The organism is Nocardioides aquaticus, from assembly GCF_018459925.1.
Taxonomy (GTDB): domain Bacteria; phylum Actinomycetota; class Actinomycetes; order Propionibacteriales; family Nocardioidaceae; genus Nocardioides; species Nocardioides aquaticus.
In genome coordinates this window covers 4,460,185-4,485,117 of sequence record NZ_CP075371.1, presented here as the reverse complement: position 1 = coordinate 4,485,117, position 24,933 = coordinate 4,460,185, and the positions used below count along the sequence as shown (strand labels likewise).

Annotated in this window: 25 protein-coding genes; 7 read left to right on the top strand and 18 right to left on the bottom strand. The window is 75.1% G+C overall.

Features of this window, described 5'->3' with window-relative positions; translation table 11 throughout:
* Window positions 1–104: 104 nt before the first annotated feature.
* From ENKNEFLB_RS21785 to ENKNEFLB_RS21775, 3 genes are all read right to left on the bottom strand, one after another.
* The gene (locus ENKNEFLB_RS21785; RefSeq protein ID WP_214057256.1) at window positions 105–251 is read right to left on the bottom strand and encodes a hypothetical protein; all 147 of its coding nucleotides are present in this window, start codon (window positions 249–251) and stop codon (window positions 105–107) included.
* Between the two features lie 101 nt (window positions 252–352).
* Window positions 353–1,012: a lysozyme family protein gene (locus ENKNEFLB_RS21780; protein ID WP_214057255.1), complete on the bottom strand. Its 660-nt coding sequence runs from the start codon at window positions 1,010–1,012 to the stop codon at window positions 353–355.
* Window positions 1,009–1,449: a MarR family winged helix-turn-helix transcriptional regulator gene (locus ENKNEFLB_RS21775; protein ID WP_214057254.1), complete on the bottom strand. Its 441-nt coding sequence runs from the start codon at window positions 1,447–1,449 to the stop codon at window positions 1,009–1,011. Before ENKNEFLB_RS21775 ends, ENKNEFLB_RS21780 begins: the two co-directional genes overlap by 4 nt.
* A gap of 142 nt (window positions 1,450–1,591) precedes the next feature.
* Between ENKNEFLB_RS21775 and ENKNEFLB_RS21770 the strand changes: the two genes are divergently transcribed.
* Window positions 1,592–2,341 (top strand): DinB family protein, encoded by a 750-nt coding sequence (locus ENKNEFLB_RS21770; protein WP_214057253.1) that lies wholly within the window; start codon window positions 1,592–1,594, stop codon window positions 2,339–2,341.
* Between the two features lie 106 nt (window positions 2,342–2,447).
* Here the strand turns inward: ENKNEFLB_RS21770 and ENKNEFLB_RS21765 are convergent, their stop codons facing one another.
* The gene (locus tag ENKNEFLB_RS21765; protein WP_214057252.1) at window positions 2,448–3,164 is read right to left on the bottom strand and encodes a hypothetical protein; all 717 of its coding nucleotides are present in this window, start codon (window positions 3,162–3,164) and stop codon (window positions 2,448–2,450) included.
* Window positions 3,161–3,511: a PadR family transcriptional regulator gene (locus ENKNEFLB_RS21760; protein ID WP_214057251.1), complete on the bottom strand. Its 351-nt coding sequence runs from the start codon at window positions 3,509–3,511 to the stop codon at window positions 3,161–3,163. Before ENKNEFLB_RS21760 ends, ENKNEFLB_RS21765 begins: the two co-directional genes overlap by 4 nt.
* Before the next feature lie 222 nt (window positions 3,512–3,733).
* Between ENKNEFLB_RS21760 and ENKNEFLB_RS21755 the strand changes: the two genes are divergently transcribed.
* Window positions 3,734–4,579 (top strand): hypothetical protein, encoded by an 846-nt coding sequence (locus ENKNEFLB_RS21755; protein ID WP_214057250.1) that lies wholly within the window; start codon window positions 3,734–3,736, stop codon window positions 4,577–4,579.
* A gap of 54 nt (window positions 4,580–4,633) precedes the next feature.
* Here ENKNEFLB_RS21755 and ENKNEFLB_RS21750 read toward each other — a convergent pair whose 3' ends face one another.
* The gene (locus ENKNEFLB_RS21750) at window positions 4,634–5,020 is read right to left on the bottom strand and encodes a hypothetical protein (protein WP_214057249.1); all 387 of its coding nucleotides are present in this window, start codon (window positions 5,018–5,020) and stop codon (window positions 4,634–4,636) included.
* A gap of 112 nt (window positions 5,021–5,132) precedes the next feature.
* Here ENKNEFLB_RS21750 and ENKNEFLB_RS21745 point away from each other — a divergent pair, with 112 nt between their 5' ends.
* Complete coding sequence (locus ENKNEFLB_RS21745) at window positions 5,133–6,881, top strand: DEAD/DEAH box helicase (RefSeq protein WP_214057248.1); 1,749 nt, start codon at window positions 5,133–5,135, stop codon at window positions 6,879–6,881.
* Window positions 6,882–6,972: 91 nt separating this feature from the next.
* Here the strand turns inward: ENKNEFLB_RS21745 and ENKNEFLB_RS21740 are convergent, their stop codons facing one another.
* Window positions 6,973–7,530, bottom strand: coding sequence for a Dps family protein (locus ENKNEFLB_RS21740; RefSeq protein ID WP_214057247.1), 558 nt, complete (start codon window positions 7,528–7,530; stop codon window positions 6,973–6,975).
* Between the two features lie 128 nt (window positions 7,531–7,658).
* Between ENKNEFLB_RS21740 and ENKNEFLB_RS21735 the strand changes: the two genes are divergently transcribed.
* The 3 genes from ENKNEFLB_RS21735 (at window position 7,659) to ENKNEFLB_RS21725 (ending at window position 12,370) form a co-directional block, all read left to right on the top strand.
* A complete protein-coding gene (locus tag ENKNEFLB_RS21735; protein ID WP_246535735.1) occupies window positions 7,659–9,602 on the top strand; it encodes a penicillin-binding transpeptidase domain-containing protein in 1,944 nt (647 codons plus the stop codon).
* Between the two features lie 206 nt (window positions 9,603–9,808).
* Complete coding sequence (locus ENKNEFLB_RS21730) at window positions 9,809–11,284, top strand: NAD-dependent succinate-semialdehyde dehydrogenase (protein WP_214057245.1); 1,476 nt, start codon at window positions 9,809–9,811, stop codon at window positions 11,282–11,284.
* A 21-nt stretch (window positions 11,285–11,305) separates the two neighbouring features.
* Window positions 11,306–12,370 carry a DUF2332 domain-containing protein gene (locus ENKNEFLB_RS21725; protein WP_214057244.1) on the top strand — a complete coding sequence of 355 codons (1,065 nt, stop codon included), beginning with the start codon at window positions 11,306–11,308 and terminating at the stop codon, window positions 12,368–12,370.
* Between the two features lie 60 nt (window positions 12,371–12,430).
* Here the strand turns inward: ENKNEFLB_RS21725 and ENKNEFLB_RS21720 are convergent, their stop codons facing one another.
* From ENKNEFLB_RS21720 to ENKNEFLB_RS21700, 5 genes are all read right to left on the bottom strand, one after another.
* Entirely contained in the window at window positions 12,431–13,504 is a 1,074-nt protein-coding gene (locus ENKNEFLB_RS21720; RefSeq protein WP_214057243.1) for a helix-turn-helix transcriptional regulator, read from the bottom strand.
* Window positions 13,505–13,567: 63 nt separating this feature from the next.
* Complete coding sequence (locus ENKNEFLB_RS21715; RefSeq protein WP_214057242.1) at window positions 13,568–14,215, bottom strand: maleylpyruvate isomerase N-terminal domain-containing protein; 648 nt, start codon at window positions 14,213–14,215, stop codon at window positions 13,568–13,570.
* Window positions 14,215–15,234, bottom strand: coding sequence for a sigma-70 family RNA polymerase sigma factor (locus ENKNEFLB_RS21710; protein WP_214057241.1), 1,020 nt, complete (start codon window positions 15,232–15,234; stop codon window positions 14,215–14,217). The genes ENKNEFLB_RS21715 and ENKNEFLB_RS21710 overlap by 1 nt, the downstream gene beginning before the upstream one ends.
* Window positions 15,235–15,335: 101 nt before the next feature.
* Window positions 15,336–16,010, bottom strand: coding sequence for an AIM24 family protein (locus tag ENKNEFLB_RS21705; protein WP_214057240.1), 675 nt, complete (start codon window positions 16,008–16,010; stop codon window positions 15,336–15,338).
* Between the two features lie 73 nt (window positions 16,011–16,083).
* Window positions 16,084–16,821, bottom strand: coding sequence for a pirin family protein (locus tag ENKNEFLB_RS21700; RefSeq protein ID WP_214057239.1), 738 nt, complete (start codon window positions 16,819–16,821; stop codon window positions 16,084–16,086).
* A gap of 16 nt (window positions 16,822–16,837) precedes the next feature.
* On the opposite strand from ENKNEFLB_RS21700, the gene ENKNEFLB_RS21695 reads away from it, so the two are divergent.
* Window positions 16,838–18,217, top strand: coding sequence for a glycoside hydrolase family 1 protein (locus ENKNEFLB_RS21695; RefSeq protein ID WP_246535734.1), 1,380 nt, complete (start codon window positions 16,838–16,840; stop codon window positions 18,215–18,217).
* Between the two features lie 106 nt (window positions 18,218–18,323).
* Here the strand turns inward: ENKNEFLB_RS21695 and ENKNEFLB_RS21690 are convergent, their stop codons facing one another.
* The 6 genes from ENKNEFLB_RS21690 to ENKNEFLB_RS21665 all read right to left on the bottom strand — a co-directional run bounded on the left by ENKNEFLB_RS21690 (window position 18,324) and on the right by ENKNEFLB_RS21665 (window position 24,917).
* Complete coding sequence (locus ENKNEFLB_RS21690) at window positions 18,324–19,655, bottom strand: UDP-glucose dehydrogenase family protein (RefSeq protein WP_214057237.1); 1,332 nt, start codon at window positions 19,653–19,655, stop codon at window positions 18,324–18,326.
* 88 nt (window positions 19,656–19,743) lie between these two features.
* On the bottom strand, window positions 19,744–20,898 hold the full coding sequence (locus tag ENKNEFLB_RS21685; RefSeq protein ID WP_214057236.1) for a MalY/PatB family protein: 1,155 nt from the start codon (window positions 20,896–20,898) through the stop codon (window positions 19,744–19,746).
* A 10-nt stretch (window positions 20,899–20,908) separates the two neighbouring features.
* Window positions 20,909–23,047: an FAD-dependent oxidoreductase gene (locus ENKNEFLB_RS21680; RefSeq protein ID WP_214057235.1), complete on the bottom strand. Its 2,139-nt coding sequence runs from the start codon at window positions 23,045–23,047 to the stop codon at window positions 20,909–20,911.
* The gene (locus tag ENKNEFLB_RS21675) at window positions 23,044–23,574 is read right to left on the bottom strand and encodes a PadR family transcriptional regulator (protein WP_214057234.1); all 531 of its coding nucleotides are present in this window, start codon (window positions 23,572–23,574) and stop codon (window positions 23,044–23,046) included. The genes ENKNEFLB_RS21680 and ENKNEFLB_RS21675 overlap by 4 nt, the downstream gene beginning before the upstream one ends.
* Before the next feature lie 55 nt (window positions 23,575–23,629).
* The gene (locus ENKNEFLB_RS21670) at window positions 23,630–24,370 is read right to left on the bottom strand and encodes a hypothetical protein (protein ID WP_214057233.1); all 741 of its coding nucleotides are present in this window, start codon (window positions 24,368–24,370) and stop codon (window positions 23,630–23,632) included.
* Between the two features lie 16 nt (window positions 24,371–24,386).
* Window positions 24,387–24,917, bottom strand: a complete 531-nt coding sequence (locus ENKNEFLB_RS21665; protein WP_214057232.1) for an RNA polymerase sigma factor — start codon at window positions 24,915–24,917, stop codon at window positions 24,387–24,389.
* Between the last annotated feature and the right edge of the window lie 16 nt (window positions 24,918–24,933).

Below are 24,933 nucleotides of genomic sequence, written 5' to 3'. Positions count from 1 at the left end.
GGTCTGACGCCCGCGGCCGTCACCGGACGCGACACGACCCGCCGCGACGGGTGTTCGCGACGGGTCGTGAGGCGGCGTCGTCGGACGCCGGGGTGCTGCGCGGGTCAGGCAGCCTGGACGATCATGGCGTGGGACGCCATCTCGACGTGGCCGGCCGGGACCCAGTGCGCGACGGGACGGGTACGCCCGGACGCGTCGGTCTCCAGCGTCCAGCGCATCGTCAACGCCGCGTTCTCGGTGGTTTGGTTCATGGGACACCTCCTGTTCACCTTCTGTTCACCTAACTTAGCACGGTCGTCCACCGGGCCGCGGGCGATCGGCCGACCCGACCGGGTGAGGTGGGTCAGGAGGCCTAGGGCCGGTGGCCCGGACGCGGGGACGAGAGGCTGGCGCGCTCGCGCACCATCGCGGCGAGGACGCGCGGCTCGTCGGCGGCCAGCACCACCCGCGTGACCGCGTGCCGGCGCCCCCGTACGGCGACCTCGAGCGGGGCGCGGAGGTCGAGGTGGAGCGAGGTGATCTTGCCGACCGGGACGAGCAGCTCGGCGCGCTGCGGGTCGTCGCCGAGCTGCACCCGGCGCCCCGACTCGTGCGAGCGTTCCCGGACCCCCACGCCCACGACGAGGTCCCACGGCACGACGACGGCGGCCCGCCGCTCGGCGTTGCGGACGACGAGTCCGGCGTCGGTCACCAGGTGCGGGTAGACGTAGTGGCACCCCGTCATCCCCAGGCACCACAGCACGCCCCAGATGCCGAGCACGTCCGCGGCCAGGCGCAGGCCCTCCCACGGGATGATCAGGTGCAGCGCGACCAGCTCGACCGCCGAGACGGCGGTGAAGGCCCACATGGCCAGCGCGACGAGCCCGGAGTACGCCACCGTCCCGGCGCCGTCGGGCACGTGCGGGCGGCGGGTGAGCAGGCGGACGGCCCCGCAGTACATCCGCCACTCGGTGACCAGCGCCAGCCAGGCCAGCGCCCGGGCCCGGAGGAGCAGCCGCCGTGCGCGGCTCACGCCCCTTCCTCCGCCACGAGCGCCTGCAGCCGGGCCGCGACGTCGGCGAGCGCGGCGTGCGTCGCGGCGTACGCCTGCTCGTCGAGGTCGCCGAAGAGCTGGTCGGCCAGGCGCTCGTGCCCGGCGACCAGGGCGGCGACCAGCTCGGTGCCGGCCGGGGTCGGGGTCACGTGCACGGCCCTGCGGTCGGTCGGGTGCGGGCGCCGTTCCACCAGGCCGGACCCGGCCAGGGCGTCGACGACGCTTGTCACCGAGCGGGGCGCGAGGCCGGTCTCGACGGCGAGCTGCTGCTGCGTCGCGGGGCCGGTGGTGCCGACCAGCCACAGCACGTGGCTGCGGGTCTCGGTCAGCCCCATCGCCGCCAGCCCCCGGCGCATGTCCTCCCCGAGCAGCACGGTGATCAGGAGGACCAGGTCGAGCGCGGGGGTGCGGGCCATATCGTGAGTTTAACTCATGATGAGGCATTCTCACTAGGATTGGACCGGCGTGGACGCTCCCCGCCGGGCCTGGCGCGTCGGCCCCCGCGTGCGCTACCCAGGAGGTCCGCAGCCCTGCACGGCCGGACGACTGGGAGACCGCATGCCACCCGAGACCGCCACGTTCGTCGACCGCGACCTGAGCGGCGCCCGCTTCGTCCGGGTCGACCTGTCCGGCGCGGTGATGCGCGCCGTGGACCTGCAGGACGCCGACCTCGACGCCCCCTGGCTCGGCGAGGACGGGGGATCCCTGGTCGTGAACGGGGTCGACGTGGCGCCGCTGGTCGAGGCCGCCCTGGACGCGCGCTTCCCCGGACGCGGGCTGCGGCGGGCCGCCGACCCCGAGGGTCTCCGTACGGCGTGGGCCGCGCTCGAGCGGACCTGGGAGGCGACGGTGCGGCGCGCCGAGGAGATGCGGCCCGGCGCGGTCGACGCCTCCGTCGACGGCGAGTGGTCCTTCGCCCAGACGCTGCGACACCTGGTCATGGCGACCGACACCTGGCTCGGTCGGGCGGTGCTGGGGCTCGGGGAGCCGTACGACCCCCGCGGCCTCCCGAACGCGGAGTACGCGACCGACGGGCACGACCCGGCGGTCTTCAGCGTGACCGACCCGGGCTGGGCGGAGGTGCTCCAGGTGCGTGCGGGGCGGGTCGGGATGGTGCGTGACTTCCTGCGCGACGTGACGCCGGAGGTGCTGGACGAGCCGCGCGGCAACCCGTGGGCGCCCCAGCACGCGGAGACCGTCCGCTCCTGCCTGCACGTGATCCTCAACGAGGAGTGGGAGCACCACCGGTACGCCGTGCGCGACCTCGACGCGGTCGCGGCGGGGGTGGACGAGGAGGTGGAGACGTAGCCGGACAGGCGGAAGTCGGGAGGCGCGAGGCAGGTGATCGTCTGACCTGCGTCGACGCGAGCGCCGAGCCGGCACGGCCGACTTGTGCCTGTCCGGGTACGAGTCCTCAGGAGTCGGCGGCCACCGCGCGGCTGCGCCGCAGCGCGCGTCGGACGAGCACCGTCAGCACGGTGGCCCCGCCGCCCAGGGCGACCACCACGGCGACGCCGGCCCCGGCGTACACGCCGATATCTCCCACCAGGGCGTACCCGAGCGGGGGAAGGCCCGAGAGCAGGACGGCGCACCCGGGCACGAGCACCATCAGCACGGCCTTCTCGCGTCCTGACCAGAGGGCGGCGACGGCCACCAGCACGACGGCCAGCACCCAGAACGGGAAGGCGGCGACCATCAGGGCCACCGCATCGAAGACGGACCCGACGTAGTCCCGGTCCGTCACCACGAAGTCCCCGTCCGAGCTCGACGTCGACGTGCTGACGAAGGCCCCGAGCGTGCCGTAGGTCAGCAGCACGAGGGCCAGGGCGAGCCCCTGGAGGACCGCGACCGTGGTGGGCAGCCACGGGCGCGCCGTGGCCGGCTGCGGGCTGCCCGCCGGGACCGGCCGGCCCGCGTACGCCTCCTCCGCGACCGCCGTCGCGGGCCCCACCTCGGCGAGCGCTGCCCGCACGTCCGCGTCGGTCCGAGCGGTGCCCTCGAGCGCGCTCTCGACGTGCTCGTGCACGCCCATCACCACCTCGGCCCGCTCGAGCGGGTCGATGCCGTGGAGCAGGGCGTCGAGCTCGGTGAGGTACCGGGTGACGAGGGGGTGGGTGGTCTGCGGGCTCATCGGGTCTCCTCGGACGTGACGAGCGCGGCGTCCACCGCGTCTCGGAACCCGCGCCAGGCGGGGCGGAACTCCTGCAGCGCGACGGCGCCTGCTGTCGTCAGGGCGTAGTAGCGGCGAGGGGGGCCCTCGGTCGACTCCTGCCAGCTGGTCTCGACCAGGCCGGCCTTCCGGAGGCGTGCGAGCAGCGGGTAGAGCGTCCCCTCGCTCGACATCAGCACGCCGTCACGGGTCAGCTCGCGGGCGATGTCGAGGCCGTACCGCGCCCGGCCGACCAGCAGTGCGAGCACGCAGTACTCCAGCGCACCGCGCCGGAGGTGGCTCAGCTTGGTGTCGTCGCCGGGTACCATGTGTCGCAAGATAGCACCTCGTCGCCGGCTCATCCACAGGGTTGGTCCACGCAACTGGCGGGGAGGTCGAACGCGCAGCAGGCTCCTCACATGGACCCGCTGCCGGACGCCGTCCGCTCGCAGCTGCAGTGCCAGGCCGGCGTGGTCTCGCGCCGCCAGGCCCTCGCCTCGGGGCTCGGCGAGTAGGACCTCCGCCGGCTGCTCCACCGCGGGACGTGGGTCGTGCTGCTTCCCGGCGTCTACATCAGCCACACGGGCAACCCGACCTGGCAGCAGCTGGCCTGGGCCGCGGTGCTCGCGACCTGGCCGGCGGCGCTGTGCGGGGAGTCGGCGCTCCGCGCGTACGACGGGCCCGTCCCCGGTCGGCGCCGCGCCGAGCAGCAGGTCGTGCACGTCGCGATCGACCGCCGCCGGTCCGTGCCGGCACCGGTTCCGGGGGTGACGGTGCACCAGGTCGCGCGGCTCGAGGAGTCGGTGCTGTGGAACCTCGGCCCGCCCCGCCAGCGGTACGCCGACGCGGTGCTCGACGCGGCACTGTCGGCAGGGTCCGAGCTGGAACGGGTCGCCGTGCTGGCCCGTGGCTGCGGGACGCGGGGGACCACGGCCCAGCAGCTGACGACCGCGCTGGCCCGCCGACCCCGGGCGCCACACCGCCGGTGGACCGAGCGGGTGCTGTGCGACCTCGCCGAGGGCACCTGCTCGGTGCTCGAGCACGGCTACCTGACCAGGGTCGAACGCCCGCACGGCCTGCCCCGCGCGGCCAGGCAGCAGCGGGAGCGGTCGGTCAGCGGGGTCGTCTACCGCGACGCGACCTACGCCACGGCCGTCGTCGAGCTCGACGGCCGGATGTTCCACGACGAACATCACGCGCGCGACCGGGACCTGGAGCGCGACCTCGACGTCGCCGCCTCCGGCCGGACGACGGTGCGCCTGGGCTGGGGCCAGGTCCTCGAGCGTCCCTGCACCACGGCGGTGAAGGTGGCGGCGTTCCTGCGACACCACGAGATCACCGTCGAGCTCCGCCCCTGCGGCCCCACCTGCGCCGCGAAGAGGCTGCGGGTGGCATGAATGCCGCGGATCACTGCGAACTATTCGCAGTGATCCGCGGCAACGTCGCCGTACTCAGCGCCGGGTCAGCACCCGCGGCCAGTCGGCCGGGCCGGTGCCCTGCCGTACGTAGACCCCACGCCACTCCCGGCCGGTCACCACGACCGCGAGCGACGGGTCCGCCCCGGCCACCCGGCGGACCCGTACCTCGTCGACCGGCTCGGCGGTCGCGGGCTCGCAGCCCACCACCTCCGCCAGCGCCGGGGCGGCGCGGGACAGGGGCGGGTCGTCCACGAGCCGGTCGTCCGACTCGAACACGGTCCCGTCGATCCGGAGCCTCGCGGCGCAGTCGCCCTCGTCGCCGGCGGGGGCCCCCTCGCCGCACCCGGCCAGCCACGGCGCGAGCAGCAGGAGCGCGGCCGCCACGGCGGCCCACCCGTTCCTGCCGTACGCCGTCCTCACGCCGACATCGTCGGCCACGACCGCACCGACGGACACCTCCGACACCCACGTGACGCAGGTCGCACCAAGCGCCGAAACGACGGGAGGCCCTCCGAGCGACTATCGTTGACGGGTGAGTGAGCAGAGCGCGGACGTCGCGGAGACCCAGACCACGACCTTCGCCGACCTCGGTCTCGGCGAGGCAACCCTCGCCGCGGTCGCAGACGTCGGATACGAGATCCCGTCGACCATCCAGGCGCGCACCATCCCGCCGCTGCTCGAGGGGCGCGACCTGGTCGGCCTCGCGCAGACCGGGACGGGCAAGACGGCCGCGTTCGCGCTGCCGATCCTGGACCGCCTCGACGTCAAGCAGAAGACCCCCCAGGCGCTGGTCCTGGCCCCGACCCGGGAGCTCGCGATCCAGGTCTGCGAGGCCTTCGAGAAGTACGCCTCGCGCCTCAAGGGCGTCCGGGTCCTGCCGGTCTACGGCGGCCAGGCCTACGGGGTCCAGCTGTCCGCGCTGCGCCGCGGCGTGCACGTGGTCGTCGGCACCCCCGGCCGGATCATGGACCACCTCCAGAAGGGCACGCTCGACCTGTCGGAGCTGCGGTTCCTGGTGCTCGACGAGGCCGACGAGATGCTCAACATGGGCTTCGCCGAGGACGTCGAGACGATCCTGGCCGACACCCCCGACAGCAAGCAGGTCGCGCTGTTCTCCGCGACGATGCCGCGCCAGATCCGCTCGCTGTCGAGCAAGTACCTCACCGACCCCGTCGAGATCACGGTCAAGAACAAGACGACCACCTCGGCGAACACCACGCAGCGCTACCTGATCTGCAGCTACCCGCAGAAGGTCGACGCGCTGACCCGGATCCTCGAGGTCGAGAACTTCGAGGGCATGATCGTGTTCGTCCGCACCAAGAACGAGACCGAGTCGCTGGCCGAGAAGCTGCGGGCCCGCGGGTTCTCCGCGATGGCCATCAACGGCGACGTCGCCCAGGTCCAGCGCGAGCGCACGGTCAACCAGCTGAAGTCGGGCAAGCTCGACATCCTGGTCGCCACCGACGTCGCCGCCCGCGGCCTCGACGTCGAGCGGATCAGCCACGTCGTCAACTACGACATCCCCACCGACACCGAGTCGTACGTCCACCGCATCGGCCGCACCGGCCGGGCCGGGCGCAGCGGCGTGGCGATCTCCTTCGTCACCCCGCGCGAGCGCTACCTGCTCAAGCACATCGAGAAGGCCACCCGCCAGCCGCTCACGCAGATGAGCCTGCCGTCGGTCGAGGACGTCAACACCACGCGGCTCAACCGGTTCGACGAGCAGATCACCGAGGCGCTCGGCTCCTCGGACCTGCCGTTCTTCCGCGACGTGGTCGCCCACTACGTCCGCAACCACGACGTGCCCGAGGCCGACGTCGCGGCCGCGCTGGCCATCGCCGCCCAGGGCGGTACGCCGCTGCTGCTCGACCCCGACGCGGCCCGCCCCGCCCGCACCGAGCGCGAGCCCCGGACCGACCGCAACGACCGCCCGGCCCGCAGCAACGACCGGGGCCCGCGCCGCAGCGACGGCGCCGCCCTGGCGCAGTACCGGATCTCGGTCGGCAAGCGGCACAAGGTCGAGCCGCGCCAGATCGTGGGCGCGATCGCCAACGAGGGCGGCCTGCAGCGCAGCGACTTCGGCGCGATCTCGATCCGTCCGGAGTTCTCGCTGCTCGAGCTGCCGGCCGACCTGCCGCAGTCCACGCTCGACGCCCTGGCCTCGACCCGGATCAGCGGCAAGCTGATCGAGCTCCAGCGCGACAAGGGCCCGGCGATGAACCGCGGCGGCGGCGCACCCGCGCGGGGCGGCAAGCCGCCGTACCGCGGGAACCGCGACTGACCCACCCGCGCTCCCGTCCCCGGGAGCCGGACATGACGAGACCCGCCACGCGCATCGCGTGGCGGGTCTCGTCGTACGAGGTGGTGCGAGGTCAGGCGTTGCCGGCCTGCGACGCGGCCTCGGTCTCGCTGGTGGCGCCCTCGGTGGAGAGGTGGCCACCGGCGTTCTCGAGGTGCGCGCGGACGAACCAGTGGAACAGCTCGAGCTTGTCGACCTGGCCGATCAGCATGTCCTCGGTGACCGGGTCGAGGTCGCCGGCGCCCTCGATCGCGGCGCGGTGGCTGGTCAGCACGCCGTGGTACACGACGTCGAGCGCGCCGAGGTGGGCCTGGGTGACGTCGCGGCGCAGGGAGTACTCGTCCCACTGGCGCTCGGAGACGATCGAGCCGGGGGTGCCCTTGGGCGAGCCGCCGAGGGTCGCGATCCGCTCGGCGAGGTCGTCGGCGTACCCGCGGACCTCCTCGACGTGCGGGTCGATCATCTCGTGGACGGCGATGAAGTGCGGGCCGACGACGTTCCAGTGCACGTGCTTCAGCGTGAGGTGCAGGTCGTTCATGGCGTGGAGACGACCCTGCAGCAGCTCCACGAGCGTGCGCGCGTCGTCCTCGGACATGCCGGGGGTGGTGTAGTAGATCTTCTCGGTGCTCATGCTTCGACCGTAGCGGCGTGGCGGACGAGGGCAAGTCACCCCTGGGGACCCGCCCGTCGGGGGCTGCGCGTGCCCGGCGAGGGTGCCGGTGGGGCCGCGCCGTCGGCGGGATGGTCCACACTGACGCCATGCCCGGAGCCGCCCTCGTCCGCCCCACGCTCGCGGTGCTGGTCGTCCTCGCCCTGGCCGGCTGCTCCGGCGGGGAGGACGACACCCCCGGGCCCCAGGAGCCGGCCCTGACCCTGGCGGCGGCGCTCGACGGCGGGCTCGAGGACGGTGAGCTGGACGACCTAGCCTTCGTGGACTCCAGCGCCGCCGAGGTCGCGGCCGACTGGACCGCCACCACCGAGGGTCTCGGCGACCTGGTCCCGACGGTCGCGCTCTCCGGCGTCGCCGAGACCGAGGACGAGCCCGTCGAGGGCGTCGAGACCGCCGCGGCCACCCTCGACTGGTCCTGGGACGTGGCCGGCGAGCCCTGGACGTACACCACCACCGTCCCCATGCGGCTGCCCGTGACCGACGGCGGGGGCGAGGGGTCCGGGACCTGGGAGCTGCAGTGGAGCCGGACGGTGGTCGAGCCCAGCCTGCGCGAGGCGACCACGCTGTCGCTGACCCCGGTCGCCGCCCGCCGCGGCGAGGTCCTGGGTGGTGACGGCGAGGCCCTGGTCACCGACCGGCTGGTGACCCGGGTGGGCATCGATCGGACGCAGGTCGCGCCCGGGCGGGCGGCGGCCTCGGCGCGTGCCCTGGCGGCGCTGGTCGAGGTGGCGCCGGGGCCGTACGCCGCCCGGGTGGAGGCGGCGGGCGACGCGGCCTTCGTGGAGGCGCTCGTGCTGCGCAACGAGGACGTCCCACCGGCGGTCGGTCCCGGGGTCGCGGAGATCGCCGGCGCCCGGCTGATCTCCGACCGGCTCCCGCTGGCCCCGACCCGCGAGTTCGCCGCGCCGGTCCTCGGCACGGTCGGCGAGGTCACCGCCGAGATGGTCGAGGAGGAGCCCGAGGCGTACGCCCCCGGCGACGTCGCGGGCCTGTCCGGTCTCCAGGCGCGCTACGACGACGTGCTCCGCGGCACCGACGGCGCCGTGCTGAGCGCGGTCGCCCCCGACGGCAGGGAGCGTCGCCTGGTGCGGGTGCCGGACCAGGACGGCGACCCGCTGCGCACCACGCTCGACGAGGACCTGCAGCTGCTGGCCGAGGACCTGTTGGCCGACGTCGGCCCGGCCAGCGCGCTGGTCGCGCTGCGCCCGAGCGACGGGGCGGTGCTCGCCGCCGCGAGCGGGCCCGGGGCGGACGGCCTGAACGTCGCCACCTACGGCCAGTACGCCCCCGGGTCGACCTTCAAGATCGTCAGCTCCCTGGCCCTCCTGCGCGGTGGTCTGACCCCGTCCTCCACCGTGCCGTGCACACCGACCGTCACCGTCGACGGACGGGTCTTCGAGAACTACGACGACTACCCGACCGGGTCGCTGGGCGACGTGCCGCTGCGCACCGCCGTGGCGCAGTCGTGCAACACCGCGATGATCGCCGAGCGCGACCGCCCCGGCCCCGACGGGGTGGCCACCGCAGCCGCGGCCCTGGGCCTCGGCGTCGACCGTGACCTCGGCTTCCCGTCCTACTTCGGCCAGGTCGGTGCACCCGGGTCGGAGACGGGGCGCGCAGCGACCATGATCGGCCAGGGCGAGGTGCTGGCCTCTCCGATGGTGATGGCCGCCGTCGTCGGCTCGGTGCAGGAGGGCGCCCGGGTGACGCCGCGGCTGCTGCCCGACCTCGACGTCGACACCGCCACCGGCGACGACCAGCCGCTGACGGCCACCGAGGCCGGGCAGCTGCGCAGCATGCTCCGCGCGGTGGTCACCGACGGCAGCGGCTCGTCTCTCGCCGACCTGCCTGGCCCGCCGGCCATCGCCAAGACCGGCACGGCGGAGTTCGAGGACGGCGGCGAGACCCGTACCCGGGCCTGGATGGTCGCCGCGCAGGGCGACCTGGCCGTCGCGGTCCTGGTGGCCGAGGGCGACTCGGGCTCGGGCACGGCCGGTCCCCTGCTGGAGGCGTTCCTGCGCACCGCCGGCTGAGACGCGGCGGGCGGCCGTCCGACCAGGCCGGGGGAAAGAGGAAGCCCCTCGCCGCATGGGGTCAGCGAGGGGCTCCCAGTCGTCTCCAGATGCTCCCTCCGAAGCCGACCCCTTGACTATACGCGCCCCCCGGGCGCGCGCAAGGGCTCAGAAGCTCACCCGCGGGGCCGGTCCGGCCGGCCGGACCGCGTGCCACAGTGACGGTCATGAGCCACACCGACGCCCTGCAGCTGCTGCCCACCGACCACCGCGCCCTCCTCGTCGGCGGGCAGTGGCGGCCCTCCGCCGACGGCGCGCGCTTCGAGGTCACCGACCCGGCCGACGGGTCCGTGGTCTGCGAGGTCGCCGACGGCACCGCCGAGGACGCGACGGCCGCGCTGGACGCCGCCGTGGCCGCGCAGCCCGGCTGGGCGGCCACGCCCCCGCGCGAGCGGGGCGAGGTGCTGCGGCGCGCCTTCGACCTGCTGATGGAGCGGGCCGACGAGGTCGCGGCCCTGATGAGCCTGGAGATGGGCAAGCCGCTCGCGGAGGCCCGGGGAGAGGTGGCGTACGGCGCGGAGTTCTTCCGCTGGTTCGCCGAGGAGGCCGTCCGCATCCACGGCCTGTGGATGCAGGCGCCCGCCGGCGGCAGCCGGATCCTCACGATGAAGAAGCCGGTCGGGCCCTGCCTGTTCATCACGCCCTGGAACTTCCCGTTGGCCATGGGCACCCGCAAGATCGCACCGGCCGTCGCCGCCGGCTGCACGATGGTGCTCAAGCCGGCCTCGCAGACGCCGCTGACGATGCTGGTCCTGGCCGGGATCCTGGCCGAGGCCGGGCTCCCCGACGGCGTCCTGAACGTCGTGCCCACCACCCGCGACGCCGACCTCTCCACGACGCTCCAGGCCGACGACCGCCTGCGCAAGGTCAGCTTCACCGGCTCCACCGCCGTGGGTCGCAAGCTCGTCGAGCAGTCCGCCCCCGGGCTCCAGCGGGTCAGCATGGAGCTCGGCGGCAACGCGCCCTTCCTGGTCTTCGAGGACGCCGACCTCGACGCCGCCGTCGACGGGGCGATGGTGGCCAAGATGCGCAACATGGGCGAGGCCTGCACCTCCGCCAACCGGTTCCTGGTCCACTCCTCGGTCGCCGAGGAGTTCGGCTCGCGCCTCGCGGAACGGATGGGGGCGCTGACGGTCGGCCGCGGGCAGGACGACGGCGTCGACGTCGGCCCGCTGATCGACGCGAAGGCGGTCGAGTCCGTGACCGGCCTGGTCGAGGAGGCGGTCGCCGACGGCGCGCGTCTGCTGACCGGGGGAGCGGCCCACGAGGGCGCGGGCCACTTCGTCGAGCCGACCGTCCTGGTCGACGTCGCGGCGTCGTCGCGGATCAACCGGGAGGAGATCTTCGGCCCGGTCGCACCGATCAGCACCTTCGAGACCGAGTCCGAGGCGGTGGCGCGGGCCAACGACACCGAGTACGGCCTGACGTCCTACGTCTACACGCGCGACCTGGCGCGCAGCATCCGCGTCGCCGAGGGCCTCGCCTTCGGGATGGTCGGCCTGAACACCGGGCTGGTCTCCAACGCCGCCGCGCCCTTCGGCGGCATGAAGGCCTCCGGGTTCGGTCGGGAGGGTGGTTTCGAGGGGATCGAGGAGTACCTCGAGACCACCTACGTCGCGCTGCCCGTGCCGGCCGCGGACTGACCCTCCGTCCGGGCTGACGACGTGGAGGTCTTCGGTGACGTCGCCGACGTCTGGCGCGACTTCGGCACCTACGAGGCGCCCGACGGGTGCTTCCACGACTGGGCCCTGCGGGTCGCCGACGACCCCGAGGTGCTGGCCTGGCTCCGGACGCTCGCCTCGGACCGCGAGCGCCAGCCCAACCTGATCCTCGCGGCAGCGCGCTGGAACGGCGTCGCGGCGCCCGGCCCGTACGACGCCCTGCGCGCAGCCCTGCTCGGCGACGACGCCGAGGGTCGGCGGCGGGGTACGCCCACGGGCCCGGTCCGCGCGACCGTGGCCGGCCGCCGTACCCAGACCAACGAGGTCGGTCGTCTGGCCACCCTGGCCCCGGTGCTCGGCCTGCTGGCAGCCCGGCACGGCGGGCCGCTGGCCCTGCTGGAGATCGGGGCCAGCGCCGGGCTGTGCCTCTACCCGGATCGGTGGGACTACACCTGGCACCTGCCCGACGGCGAGGTGTCGACCCACGACGGGGCCGCGGGCCGGTTGACCTGCGAGGTCACCGGTCAGGCGCCGGGCTCCGAGGTGTGGCCGGCCGGCCCCCTGCCGGTGGCGTGGCGCGGCGGGCTCGACCTCGCGCCGGTCGACGTCACCGACGACGACCAGGTCGCGTGGCTCGAGACGCTGGTCTGGCCCGAGCACGACGACCGGCGCGCACGGCTGCGTACCGCGGTGGAGGTGGCGCGGGCCGACCCACCGACGGTGGTCGCTGCCGACCTGACCACGTCCGAGGGCCTGGACCTGCTCGACGGACTGGTGGAGGAGGCCGGACGGCACGGTCGGGTGGTGGTGATGCACAGCGCCGTCACGGCCTACCTGCCGGTCGCGGCCCGCCAGGTGCTGGAGCAGCGGCTGCGCGGCCTGGTCGCGGCAGGGCGCGCGCACTGGCTGTCGAACGAGGGCAAGCGGGTGCACCCCGCCGTGACCGCGACAGGCCCCCCGGTTCCCGACGACGTGGCGACCTTCGTCCTCGGCCTCGACGGGCGGGCGGCGGCCTGGACGCACGGGCACGGCCGCAGCATGCGGTGGGTCGCCCCGGCGCAGCTGTAACGCTGTGTTACTTCATCCGGTACGGCGTCGTGCCGGTGCACCAGCCGAAGTAACACAGCGTTACAGCGGGGGGTGGCCGAGCGCGTCGACGAGGGCGCGGCGGGACGTCACGCCGAGCTTGCGGTAGACCCGCGACAGGTGCCACTCGACGGCCTTGACCGAGATCCCGGCGGCGGCGGCGATCTCGCGGTTGGTCTTCCCCTGGGCGGCCGGCTCGACGACGCGGCGCTCCGAGGCGGTGAGCCGCTCGAGGTGCGGCCAGGGCGCCGTGGTCCCGGAGGCGTCCAGGAGCCGGCGCGCCCGGCCGAGCAGCGGCCAGAGGCCCTCGGTCAGGGCGTAGTGCTCGACCGACGACAGCAGGCGTACGGCCTCCCGCTGCGCGGCCGGGTCGGCCGGTCCGCCGGAGCCGAGCAGCAGCAGGCCCGCCAGGTCGGTGTCGACCTGGGCGGTGAGCCTGAGCGCGGCCACCCCGTCCAGGGCGCGTCGCGCCTGCAGCAGCCGGGCCTCCCGGCAGCCGGTGGTGTCGAGGATCGCGAGCACCCGCAGCGCCTGCGCGGTGTCGTGCGCCGCGCCGGACACCCGGGCGTCGGCGAGGTGCTCCCCGGCCAGCTGGACGGCCTCGTCGCGCCGACCCACCCGCGCCAGCGCGAGCGCGGCGGCGACGCGCCAGGGCGGGCCCCCGACGGCCCCGTCGAGGAGTGCCCCGGCGGCGTGGAGGAGGTCGACGGCGGCGGCCGGGTCGCCCTGCGCGGCGGCCAGCTCGCCGGCCGCGTGCAGGTCGTGGGCGTGCACGACGCCGCGCGGGTCGTCGCGGGCCGCGCCGGTCGTGGGCCGCAGGCTCACCCCGGTCAGCACCTCGGCGGCGGCCGCCAGCTCACCCTGGGCCAGCAGCGCGTCGACGAGGCCGGCCCGGGCCGGTGCCGCGACGGCCTGGTCGGGCGTGCCGGCGAGGACACCGAACGCGGCGCGCGCCTCCCGAACGCGACCGGCCCGCAGGGCGTCCTGCGCGAGCCGGAGGCCGCCGACCGACGGCAGCGCCCGCTCCGGCACGACGCCGACGCCGACGACGCCGACAGCGACGGCGACAGCGACGGCGACAGCGACGGCGGGGACGGCGGGATCGGAGACGAGCACTCTCGGACCCTAGGAGCACCGGCGGTGCCCGCGAGGCAGGACGGCGAATCCCGTGGGCCCGGTTCAGTCCGGGGTCGTGCCCGTCACGCGGCCGAGGTGGGCCAGCAGCCGCGCCGAGTCGTCGGCCCCGGGCGGGACGGCCAGGCGCGGGCCGAAGCGCCCCGTCCGGTCGTCGGCCGGGGCCAGCACGTCGGCGGCGCCGGCCAGCCCGCGGGCCAGCGGGCCGGGCAGCCGGCGCAGGTCGCGGGCAGGCAGGTCGCGTACGGAGCGCGCCACGTCGTTGCCGTGGACGGCGACCTCGAGCGCGGCCGTCAGGACGACGGCCGTGGGGTCCACCCCGACCCCGCCCACCTCGACCCCGCCCACCTCGACCCCGCCCACCCCGACCCCGCCCACCCCGACCACGGGACCCACGGGGGCGGGCCGACGCCACGCCCGCACCAGGTCCTGGGCCTTGGCGCGCAGCTCGTCGGCGGTGGCGACCGGGCGGCCGAGCAGGGCCGGGCTCGCCGGGGACAGCCAGACCTGCCCGTCCGCGGCCTCGGTGAAGGCGTCGAGGGCGTCGTCGAGGTGCGCCAGCAGGTCGGCCAGGCGCCAGCCGTCGCACGGCGTCGGGCGCGCGAGGTCGTCGAGGGACACCGCGGCCAGCGTCGACCGGGTGTAGGTCACCGCCTGCGCGAGCAGCTCGACGCCCGGAGGCGTCGGGGTCATCAGACCGGGGCGTGGTCGGCCGGGAGGTGGTCGGGCAGACCGAACCGGGCGAAGAGGCCGGGGTCGAAGAACGCCCCGACGTGGGCCACCCGGTCGCCGTCCAGCGTCAGCACCTGCAGCTGGAAAGGCGTGAAGCCGCCGTCCGGCCCGCGCATGTAGAGACCGAGGGCGGGCTGGCCGTTGGCGGTCGTACGGAGCATCGGCATGTCCAGCGAACCGCCCGGGCACTGGGTGTCGATCAGCTCACCGATGGTCGTCGAGCCGCGGTACCAGCCGGTGAACGGCGGCATCTCCCACACGGCCTCGGCGGTGAGCAGCGAGACGATCCGGTCGATGTCCTTGCGCCAGAACGCCTCGACGTAGCGCGCGAGCAGGACCTCCTGCTCCGGGCTGAGGTCGTCGGCGACCGTGTCCTCGGTGAGGCCGCGCTCGGCCATCGTGGCGTGCGCGCGCTGCAGCGCGGAGTTGACCGCGGTGCTGGTGGTGTCCAGCGCCTCGGCGACCTCGGCGGCGCTCCACCGCAGCACGTCGCGCAGGATCAGCACGGCCCGCTGACGTGCCGGGAGGTGCTGGAGCGCGGCCACGAACGCGAGCCGGATGGTGTCGCGCTCGGCGACGGTCACGGCCGCGTCGGGGATCGGCTCGAGCCAGGGGATCTCGGCGTCGGGCGCGAGCTCGTCGGCGGCGCGCGAGTCGGGCGCCCCGAGCCCGGTGGGCAGCGGCCGACGGGGACGGCCCTCGAGGTTGGTCAGGCACACGTTGGTGGCGATCCGGTAGAGCCAGGTCCGCACCGAGCTGCGTCCCTGGAAGCCCGCCGAGGACCGCCAGGCCCGCAGCAGCGTCTCCTGCACCAGGTCCTCGGCCTCGTGGGCCGACCCGCTCATCCGGTAGCAGTGGGCGAGCAGCTCCCGGCCGTACCGGGCGGTCAGGGCGTCGAAGTCGTCGAGCTCCGTGCCGGTGCTCGTGCCGCCGGTCTCGGTCTCGATCTCGGACATCGGGGTCTCCTGGGTCAGGCTCATCGAGGGTGCCTCCGCGCTGGTCGTCAGTGTGCCTGTCCTGACCGACCGCGGTCGAGACCCGGACTCATCGGCGCCCGGGCCACGACCACGCAGCACCCGGCTCAGCTGGAGGTGTTCGCCGACGGCGGCTTCCACTCGTACGGCTGGACGACCACGAACCCGTCGCCCTGGAAGGCGTACTGGAAGGCCTCGCCGGAGCCGCCGCGGACCAGCGAGCTCATCTTCATGCTGTTGACGACCTGGGGGACCAGGTTGGCCGACCACGCCACGCAGGCCTGGACGTCGACGTAGGTCGGCTGCTGGCGGCAGTCGAGCAGCACCGGCTGCCCGACGGTGCACAGCGCCACCGTCCCGTGGCCGGTCAGCGTGGTGTTGAACAGCCCGCCGGCCATGATCCCGGCGCCCTTGGTGCGGTGGATGTCCCACTGCAGGCCGGCGTCGAAGGCCAGCAGGTTGCGCCCGTTGACGCTCAGCGCGTCGCCGTCGAGCTCGACCTGGAAGAGGTAGCCGGCCTCGTGGGCGAAGAAGACCTCGCCGCGGCCGCTGACCCGCATCAGCGGGTTGTCCTCGGCGGTGACCATCTTCTTCAGCAGCTTCATCGCGCTGCCGGCGCCCTCGTGGGTGAAGGAGATGTCGCCCTGGAAGGCCACCATCGAGCCCTTCACGGCCAGCACGTCCTCGCCCAGCGCGACGCGCAGCATCTGCGAGTTCTGCTGGGAGAAGCGCTCGGTGGCCTGGACCTCCTGGTGGCCCTGCTCGAACAGGCTGCTGCGCATGGCGGTGATCTCCTCGGGTCGACGGGTGACGGTCCCGCGAGGGTGCCACGTCCCGGTGGCCGTGCGGGGACCCTCAGGCGAACGTCCAGACCATCAGCTCGGTGGCCACCGCGGCGACCACGGTGGCGGCCGCCTGCGCCTCGGGCCCGTCGACCACGAGGGTGTCGCCCGCCGCGAGCGGCTCGGCGAGGCTGAAGCGGAGCAGCGCCCCGGTGGTCACGAAGACGTGGCGCAGGCTGCCCGGCGGCGAGGTGTCCGGGCCCAGCGCGAGCTCCTGGCCGGCCTCGAGCCGGACGACCTGGAGCGCCGCGCCGGTGGTGCCGAGCCGGAGCGCCGCGTCCTCACCGCCGACGACCCCGGGACCGGCGGCGAGCAGCGCCGCCCGCCCGTCGAGGTGCACCGGCGCCGGGGTGGTCGCGCCGTACGCCGGGGGCAGGCCGGGCTCGTCGGGCACCAGCCAGGCCTGGACGAAGCGCGACGGGACGCCGGGCGCGGCCGTCTCGGAGTGCTCCACGCCGGACCCCGCCGACAGCAGGGCCAGCGAGCCCGCGGCCAGCCGGCGGTCGGTGCCGAGGGAGTCGGTGTGGTCCAGCGCGCCCTCGACGACCCACGTGAGGATCTCGAGGTCCTCGTGGTGGTGGGTCTCGAACCCGCGCCCGCCGCCCAGGACGTGGTCGTCGTGGCAGACCATCGGCCCCAGCCGCAGCCGGTCGGGGTCGTAGTGCGGCCCGAACGAGAGGGCGTGCCGGGTCAGCCGCCCCGCGTCCCTGCTCGTGAAACGCGCCATTCCCCGTCGGATCTCCACCGTCACGGGCATCATTGTGCCCGTGTCCGCACCAGGGTCCGGCCAGCTCGTCCCGCCGGGCGCGGGTGTCCCTGTGCTGCCCCCGGGGTTCCGCTTCGGCGTGACCAGCTCGGCCTACCAGGTGGAGGGCGCGACCGACGTGGACGGCCGGGGGGCCAGCGTGTGGGACACCTTCGCCCGGGTGCCCGGCGTCGTGGCCGACGGCACCACCGGCGACGTCGCCGCCGGCCACTTCGGCCGGGTCGAGGAGGACGCGGCCCTGCTCGGCCGCCTCGGCGTCGACGACTACCGCTTCTCGGTCTCCTGGACGCGGGTCCAGCCGGACGGTCGCGGGCCGCTGGAGCCTCGCGGCCTGGACTTCTACGACCGGCTTGTGGACCGGGTGCTCGAGGCCGGCGTCTCACCGGTCGCCGTGCTCCACCACCACGACCTGCCGCAGGGCCTCGAGGACGACGGCGGGTGGCTGAACCCGGAGACCGTGCACCGCTTCGCCGAGCACGCCTCCGTGGTCGCCGGGCGCCTCGCCGACCGGGTCGCCGCCTGGATCCCGGTCTACGAGCCCGCCGTGATGGGCGTCCTGGGCTACGGCAGCGGCGCCTACGCCCCGGGTCGCGCGCTCTACTTCGACGGGCTGTGGGCCGCGCACCACCTGCTGCTGGGCCACGGCCACGCCACCGTCGCGCTGCGCGCCGCCGGGGCCCGCGAGGTCGGCTGCGCCAACAACCACGCCCCGATGTGGCCGGCCAGCGAGGACGCCGCCGACGTGGGGGCGACCAAGCTCTTCGACTCGGTGTGGAACGGGCTCTACCTCGAACCGATGCTGCTGGGCCGCTACCCCGCCGACCTGGCCCCGCTGATGCAGGACCTGGTCTCCCCGGGCGACCTCGCGATGATCCGGCAGCCGCTGGACTTCTACGGCGTGAACTACGACGGCCCGCTCCGCGTGGCCGCCGCGGCCGAGGACGCGCCCGCGCCCTGGCAGGTGCTCGAGCCGATCGGCCACCCGACCACCGACGACGGCCGGGCCGTGGTGCCCGACGCGCTGCGGGAGTGGCTGGTCGTGCTCCGCGCCCGGTTCCGTGCCGCCCTCCCGCCGATCCTGGTCACCGAGGTCGGGTGCGCCGTGGACGCCGAGCCCGACGCCGCCGGGGTCGTGCACGACGAGGCCCGCGACGGCTACCACCGGGCGCACCTGCAGGCGGTGGCCGAGGCCGTGCGCCGCGGCGTCGACGTCCGCGGGTACTACGCCCGGGGCCTGCTCGACGGCTTCGAGTGGACCGCCGGCCACGCCCACCGCTACGGCTTCGTCCACGTCGACCACGCCACCGGCGCGCGGACCCCGACGGTGTCCTTCGACCGGTACGCCGCGCTGATCGCCGCCCAGCCCCGGCACGCGGGGTAGGGCGGCCGGAAGTCCCCGGTCGGCCGGGAACTTCCGAACATGTCGGGCTTCGCAAAGGCCGACATGTTCGCAACCTGCCCGTCAGGTACGGCCCCGCAGGGCCGCCTCAGCGGCGCCCGAGCCCCCGGACCGTCCAGCCGGCGGCGCGCCACGGGGCCGGGTCGAGCGTGGTGCGACCGTCGAGGAGCAGGGGGCGGCGTACGGCGGCGCCGACCGCGACCGGGTCGGCGGCCGCGAACTCGGGCCACTCGGTCAGGTGCAGCAGCAGGTCGGCGCCGCGGGCGGCGTCGAGGGCCGAGCCGACGTGGTCGAGGTCGGGCGCCATCCGGCGTCCGGTCTCCCGGGCGGCCGGGTCGTAGACGGCCACCGAGGCGCCGCGCGCCTGGAGCGCGGAGGCCACGGCCAGCGCCGGGGAGTCGCGCACGTCGTCGCTGCCGGGCTTGAACGCCGCCCCCCACACGCCGATCCGCGCGCGGGTGACGGAGCCGCCGAGCATGGCGGTGGCGGCGGCGACCGTACGGCTGCGCTGGCGCAGGTTGACGTCGTCGACGACCCCGAGGAGGTCGGCCATGCTGGCGACGCCGAGCTCGCCGGCGCGGTGGCCGAAGGCGCGGACGTCCTTGGGCAGGCAGCCCCCGCCGAACCCGATGCCGGGGGAGAGGAAGCGTTTGCCGATCCGCACGTCGTGGCCCAGCGCCTCGGTCAGCGCGACCACGTCGGCCCCGGCGGCGTCGCAGACCTCCGCGACGGCGTTGACGAAGGAGACCTTGGTGGCCAGGAAGGCGTTGGCGGAGACCTTGACCAGCTCGGCGGTGGGCAGGTCGGTGACCAGCACCGGCACGCCGGCGTCCTCGAGCGGGGCGTACAGCTCGCGCAGCACCTTGCCGCCGAGGCCCTCGCCCTCGGGGCGGTGCGTGTCGACGCCGATCACGACCCGGTCCGGGCGCAGCGTGTCCTCCACGGCGTGGCCCTCGCGCAGGAACTCGGGGTTCCAGACCAGCTCGGCGTCGGCGCCGGCGGGGGCCAGCTCCGCGACCCGGCGGGCCAGGCGGGCGGCGGTGCCGACCGGGACGGTGGACTTGCCGACGACGTACGCCGGCCGGTCCAGGTGCACCGCCAGCCCCTCGACCGCCCCGTCGACCTGGGCGAGGTCGGCGCCCCGGCCGTCGCGGCGCTGCGGCGTGCCGACGCAGAGGAAGTGCAGGTCGGCGTGGGCGGCGGCCTCGGCGAGGGAGTCGGTGAAGCGCAGCCGGCCGGACGCGACGTGCGTGGCCAGCAGGGTGTCCAGGCCGGGCTCGTGGAAGGGCAGCTCGCCGCTCGCGAGCAGCGCCCGCTGCCGCGGGTCGGTCTCGACGCCGAGCACGTCGTGGCCCAGCTCGGCCAGGCAGGCGGCGTGGGTGGCGCCCAGGTAGCCGCAGCCGATGACGGAGATCCTCATGCGTCCAGCGTGCGCCGTGCGGGTGACGTCCCGATACCCCTCGCGGGGGGCGACGGGTGAACGGTTCCTGACGGGACGTGGTGCCGGATCAGGCCACGGCCGCGGCCAGTCTCTCCACCATCGTGGTGAGCCGGGCGGGGCTGGTGGCGACGTTGAGTCGCACGTGGCCGGCCAGCCCGGGCTGGTAGGCCTGCCCGGGCGCCGGCGCGACGCCGTGACCGACCGCGACGGCCGCCGGGTCGTCGTGGCCGTAGGCGCGCAGGTCCAGCCAGGGCAGGTACGTCGCCTCCATCCGTCGCATCCTCGCCCGCGGCAGGTGCGTGGTCAGCAGGTCGGCGAGCAGGTCGCGCTGGTGGCCGAGCCGCTCCACCAGCGCTGCCCGCCACGCGTCGCCCTCGCCCCACGCGACCCGGGCCGCGACCATGCCGAGCGGGGAGTAGGCGTGGTTCTGCACCAGCGGCACCCCGCGCAGCAGCGCCCGGTCGGCGTGGTCCGGCGCGACCACGACCGCGCAGTGCAGCCCGGCGGTGTTGAAGGTCTTCGACGCGCTCGTCACGGTCACCGCCCGCGGGTCGATGCCGGCGTACGGCGTGAACCCCAGGTCGGCAGGGAGCCCCGGCAGCACCAGCGGGCCGTGGATCTCGTCGGAGACGACCCGGGCCCCGTAGCGGTCGGCCAGGTCGCGCAGCGCCTCGAGCTCGGACCGGCGGGGGACCCGGCCCAGCGGGTTGTGCGGGTTGCAGAGCAGCAGGGTGCGGGCGCCGGCGGCGAAGGCCTCCTCGACCGCTGCGAGGTCGAGCCCGGCCGACTCCTGGTCGGGCGCGTCGGGGTCGGTGGTGACGTAGACCGCCTCGCGGCCGCTCACGGCGACGATGTCGCGGAACGGGGGGTAGCACGGCAGCGGGACGACGACCGGGCCCGGCGCGCAGAGCGTCTCGAGGACCAGCCGGATCCCCGCGATCACGTCACCGGTGACCACGCAGGCGTCCGGCTCGACGGCGTGGTCCCAGTGCCGGTGCGCCCACCCGGCGTACGCCTCGCCGACCCCGAGGTCGCCCAGCGGGGCGTAGCCGGTGGTGCCGCGGCGGACCGCGGCGGCGACCGCGTCGGCGACCGGCGCCGCCAGCGCGTAGTCCATCTCGGCCACGAACGCCGGGAGCACCCCGGGCGCGACCGAGCCCCACTTCAGGGGCAGCGCGTCGCGGATCGTGTCGTCGGGCAGGTCGTGGACCAGGTCGCTCACGCCGGCGACGCTACGCGGGGGCGCCGACCGGGGTGGTGCTCGCCGCGCGGTCCGGCAGGTGCTCGCCGAGCGCGGCGGCCACCCGGGTGCCCTGCTCGATGGCCCGCTCGGCGTCCAGCTCCGCGGCCAGGTCGGCGCCGCCCACCAGGTGCAGGCGCGGTCGACCGGCCCCGGGCAGGGCGGCCAGGGCGTCGTACAGGCCCCGGACGGACTCCTGGCCGGCGCAGAGCACGATGTGGTCGACCTCGAGGACGCGCTCGACGCCGTCGACGACGACGTGGAGGCCGGCGTCGTCGACGTGGGTGTAGGTCACCCCGCGGACCTGCTCGACGCCGGACTGCTTCAGCACCGCGCGGTGCGCCCAGCCCGACGTCTTGCCGAGGTCGCGGCCGATGGTCGAGGTCTTGCGCTGGAGCAGCGTCACCCGGCGCGCCGGGGTGCGCGGCGTCGGTCCGGTCAGGCCGCCGGGGTGCACGGCCGGGTCGCCGACGCCCCAGTGGTCCTTCCAGTCCTGGAGCGTCTCGGCCGGGTCGTGGGCCAGGAAGTGGCTGGTGTCGACGCCGATCCCGCCGGCGCCGACCACCGCGACCCGGGCACCGGGGACGACCTCGCCGGAGAGCACCTGGGCGTAGGTGACGACGCTGGGGTGGTCGACGCCCTCGAGGTCGGGCACCCGCGGCTCGACGCCGGTCGCGACGACGACCTCGTCGAAGCCGCGCAGGTCCGCGACGGTCGCGCCCGTGGACAGCCGCACGTCGACGCCGAGCACCTCGAGGCGGCGCGCGTAGTGGCGCAGCGTGTGGGCGAAGTCCTCCTTTCCGGGCACCGCCATCGCGTACCGGAACTGCCCGCCGATCTCGGGGCGCTGCTCGAAGAGCGTCACCGCGAGGCCACGCTCGGCGGCCGAGACGGCGGTGGCCAGCCCGGCCGGCCCGGCGCCGACCACGGCGACCCGGGCCCGGGACCGGGTGGGGGCCAGCACCAGTGTGGTCTCGCGGCAGGCGCGCGGGTTGACCAGGCAGGAGGCCGTGCGGTTGGCGAAGGCGTGGTCGAGGCAGGCCTGGTTGCAGGCGATGCAGGTGTTGATCTCGTCCGCCCGACCGGCCGCGGCCTTGGCCACGAACGCCGGGTCGGCCAGCAGCGGCCGGGCCATCGAGACCAGGTCGGCCTGGCCGGTGGCCAGCACCTCCTCGGCCATCTCGGGGGTGTTGATCCGGTTCGAGGCGCAGACCGGGACCACGTGGCCCGACGCGTGCAGGTCGGCGCGGAGCCGCGCGGTCGCGTCGCGCCAGGCCCCCGGCGGGACCTGCGTGATGATCGTCGGCACCCGCGCCTCGTGCCAGCCGATGCCGGTGTTCAGCACCGTCACCCCGGCGCCGACCAGGCGCTGGGCCAGCTCGAGGACCTCCTCCCACGTCTGCCCGCCCTCGACCAGGTCGAGCAGCGAGATCCGGTAGACGACCGGCAGGTCGCCGCCGACCAGCTCGCGGGTGCGGCGCACCACCTCGAGCGGGAAGCGCATCCGCTTCTCGGCGCTGCCGCCCCAGGCGTCGGTGCGGTCGTTGGTGCGGGAGGCCAGGAACTGGTTGATCAGGTAGCCCTCCGAGCCCATCACCTCGACGGCGTCGTAACCGGCCTTCACCGCCAGGGCGGCGGTCCGGGCGAAGTGGGTGGCGGTCCGGTCGACGCCGCGCGAGGTCAGCGCGCTGGGCCGGAAGGGCGTGATCGGCGACTTGCGGCGCGAGGCCGAGACGCTGAACGGGTGGTAGCCGTAGCGCCCGGCGTGCAGCACCTGCAGCGCGATCGCGCCGCCCTCGTCGTGCACCGCGCCGGTCACCTCGCGGTGGCGGATCGCCTGCAGGCGGGTGGTCATCTCGGAGGCCAGCGGCTTCAGCCAGCCGCGCTTGTCGGGGGCGTACCCGCCGGTGACGATCAGCCCGACCCCGCCGCGCGCCCGCTCCGCGAAGTACGCCGCGAGCCTCGGGAGGTCGCGGACGGTGTCCTCGAGCCCGGTGTGCATCGAGCCCATCACCACGCGGTTGCGCAGGGTCAGCCCGCCGGTGCCGCTGGCTCCGCCGAGGGTGATCGGCTCGAGCAGGTGCGGGTACGGGGTGCTCGCGGGGTCGGTGCCGGCGGTGGGCTGGGTCATGCGTGTGCCTCCAGGTACTCGGTGAGCCAGGTGACCCAGAACCGCTCCAGGCCGATCCCGCCGCGCAGCACCAGGTGCCGGTCGAGGTCGGGGCCGGTCAGCGCGGCGGGGTCCGGGTAGTCGCGGTCGGACAGCTGCTCGTAGTGCGTCAGCCGGGCGGTGTGCTCGACCAGCTGGGCGCGCGCGAGGTCGAGCACCGCGGCGCGGTCGCCGTACGACGCCCCGCGCAGCTTGACGGCCAGCTCGCTGCGGAAGGTCTCCATCGGCGTCGGTGAGGCCAGCCAAGCGGCAAGGGCGTCCTCGCCAGCAGTCGTCACCGTGAAGGTGCGCTTGTCGGGCCGCCCGGACTGGGCGACGGTCTCGACCGCGACCCACCCGTCGGCCTCCATCCGGGCCAGCACGCGGTAGATCTGCTGGTGCGTGGCGTGCCAGAAGTAGCCCAGCGAGCGCTCGAACCGGCGGGTCAGCTCGAGCCCGGAGCCGGGCTGCTCGCGCAGCGCGACCAGGAGCACGTGCTCGAGGGCCATGCCGCCATCGTGCCGCACCTATGCAACGAGTTGCAAGACACCCGCCCCCGGGGCGTCAGCCCACGGGGGCGACCGACCGCTTGGAGCCCAGCTCCACGCCCGCGGCGTCGAGGAAGGTCAGCGTGACGGCCCTGGCGGAGGCGGCCTCCGGAAGGGCCGCGCCGTAGCCGAGCGAGTCCGACCGCACCGGGAGGGTCCGGTCCACCCCGTCCCCCGTGACACGGACCGCGACGGCGTCGGCGTACGGCGAGACCCCGTAGACGATCGGGTTCCGCTGGTCGTCGAAGAACCCGCCGAGCTGGTCGGGCCGCGTAACCAGGAGGGTCGACCTCCCGTCGGGTCCGACGACCAACGGGTCGCAGCCGTACTCGAGCTGGGCCTCCGTCGGGACGCCGGTGCCGTCCCACGCCCTCTCTCCGTGGCTGAACGCGTAGCACGTCCTGCCGGTCGAGGATCCGGCGATCCACAGCGCGAAGTGACCGGTCCGGTCCTCGAACTCGGCGACCAGCAGCGGGTCCTCGAGACGGCCCAGGCCGTGTCCCGTGGTGTCGGGTGACTCGGCGAAGCCGAGGATCGCCTCCTTGACGACCTCGCCCGGGCCCGTGAGGGCGACGGCGGTCCCGGCGCCGGCGGTGAGGGCCAGCAGCCCAGCGGCCGAGAGCGCGACCACCCGTCGGCGGCGGGGAGGGGCGGTCGGCTGCTCGGCCAGGATCCTGGCCAGCGTGGTCGTCGACCACTGCGGGTCGAGCTCCTGCGGGGTGGGGGCGAGACGGCTGACGGTGTCGTGGTGGTTCATCGGGTGCTCCCGTTGTTCATGGCCACGCTCGTGGCGGCCGGACGTGCAGGGGACGGTCGCCGGCACCGCGTTCCAGCGCCTGGCGGGCCCGGTGGGCTCGGACCCGGAGGGTGCCGCTGCGGATGCCGACGACGGCGGCCGCCTCCGCGGTCGTCAGCCCGTCCCAGGCCAGCAGGAGCAGCGCCTCGCGCTGCTCGTCGGGCAGGGCGGCGAGGACGCGGAGCGCCTCCTGCCGCTCGGCGGCGACGACGCCCGCGTCGTCGGCTGCCGCGGCCGCGGACGACAGCAGGACCAGGCGGTCGGTGAGCGCAGTACGACGACCTGCCGCGCGACGGTGGTTGCCGACGACCTTGCGGGCGGCGCCGATCAACCAGGCGATCGGTGGTTCCGGGACGTCGTCCCAGCGTCGCCAGGCCTGGAGGAACGTCTCGGCCACCACGTCCTGGATGTCGGCGGACGGCACGTGACGGCGCACGTAGGCGGCGACGCGCGGCCCGTCGCGCCCCCAGGAGCGGGTGAACTCGTCGCGGTGGTCGTGGGTGCTCATGTCCCCGTAGTGTCCG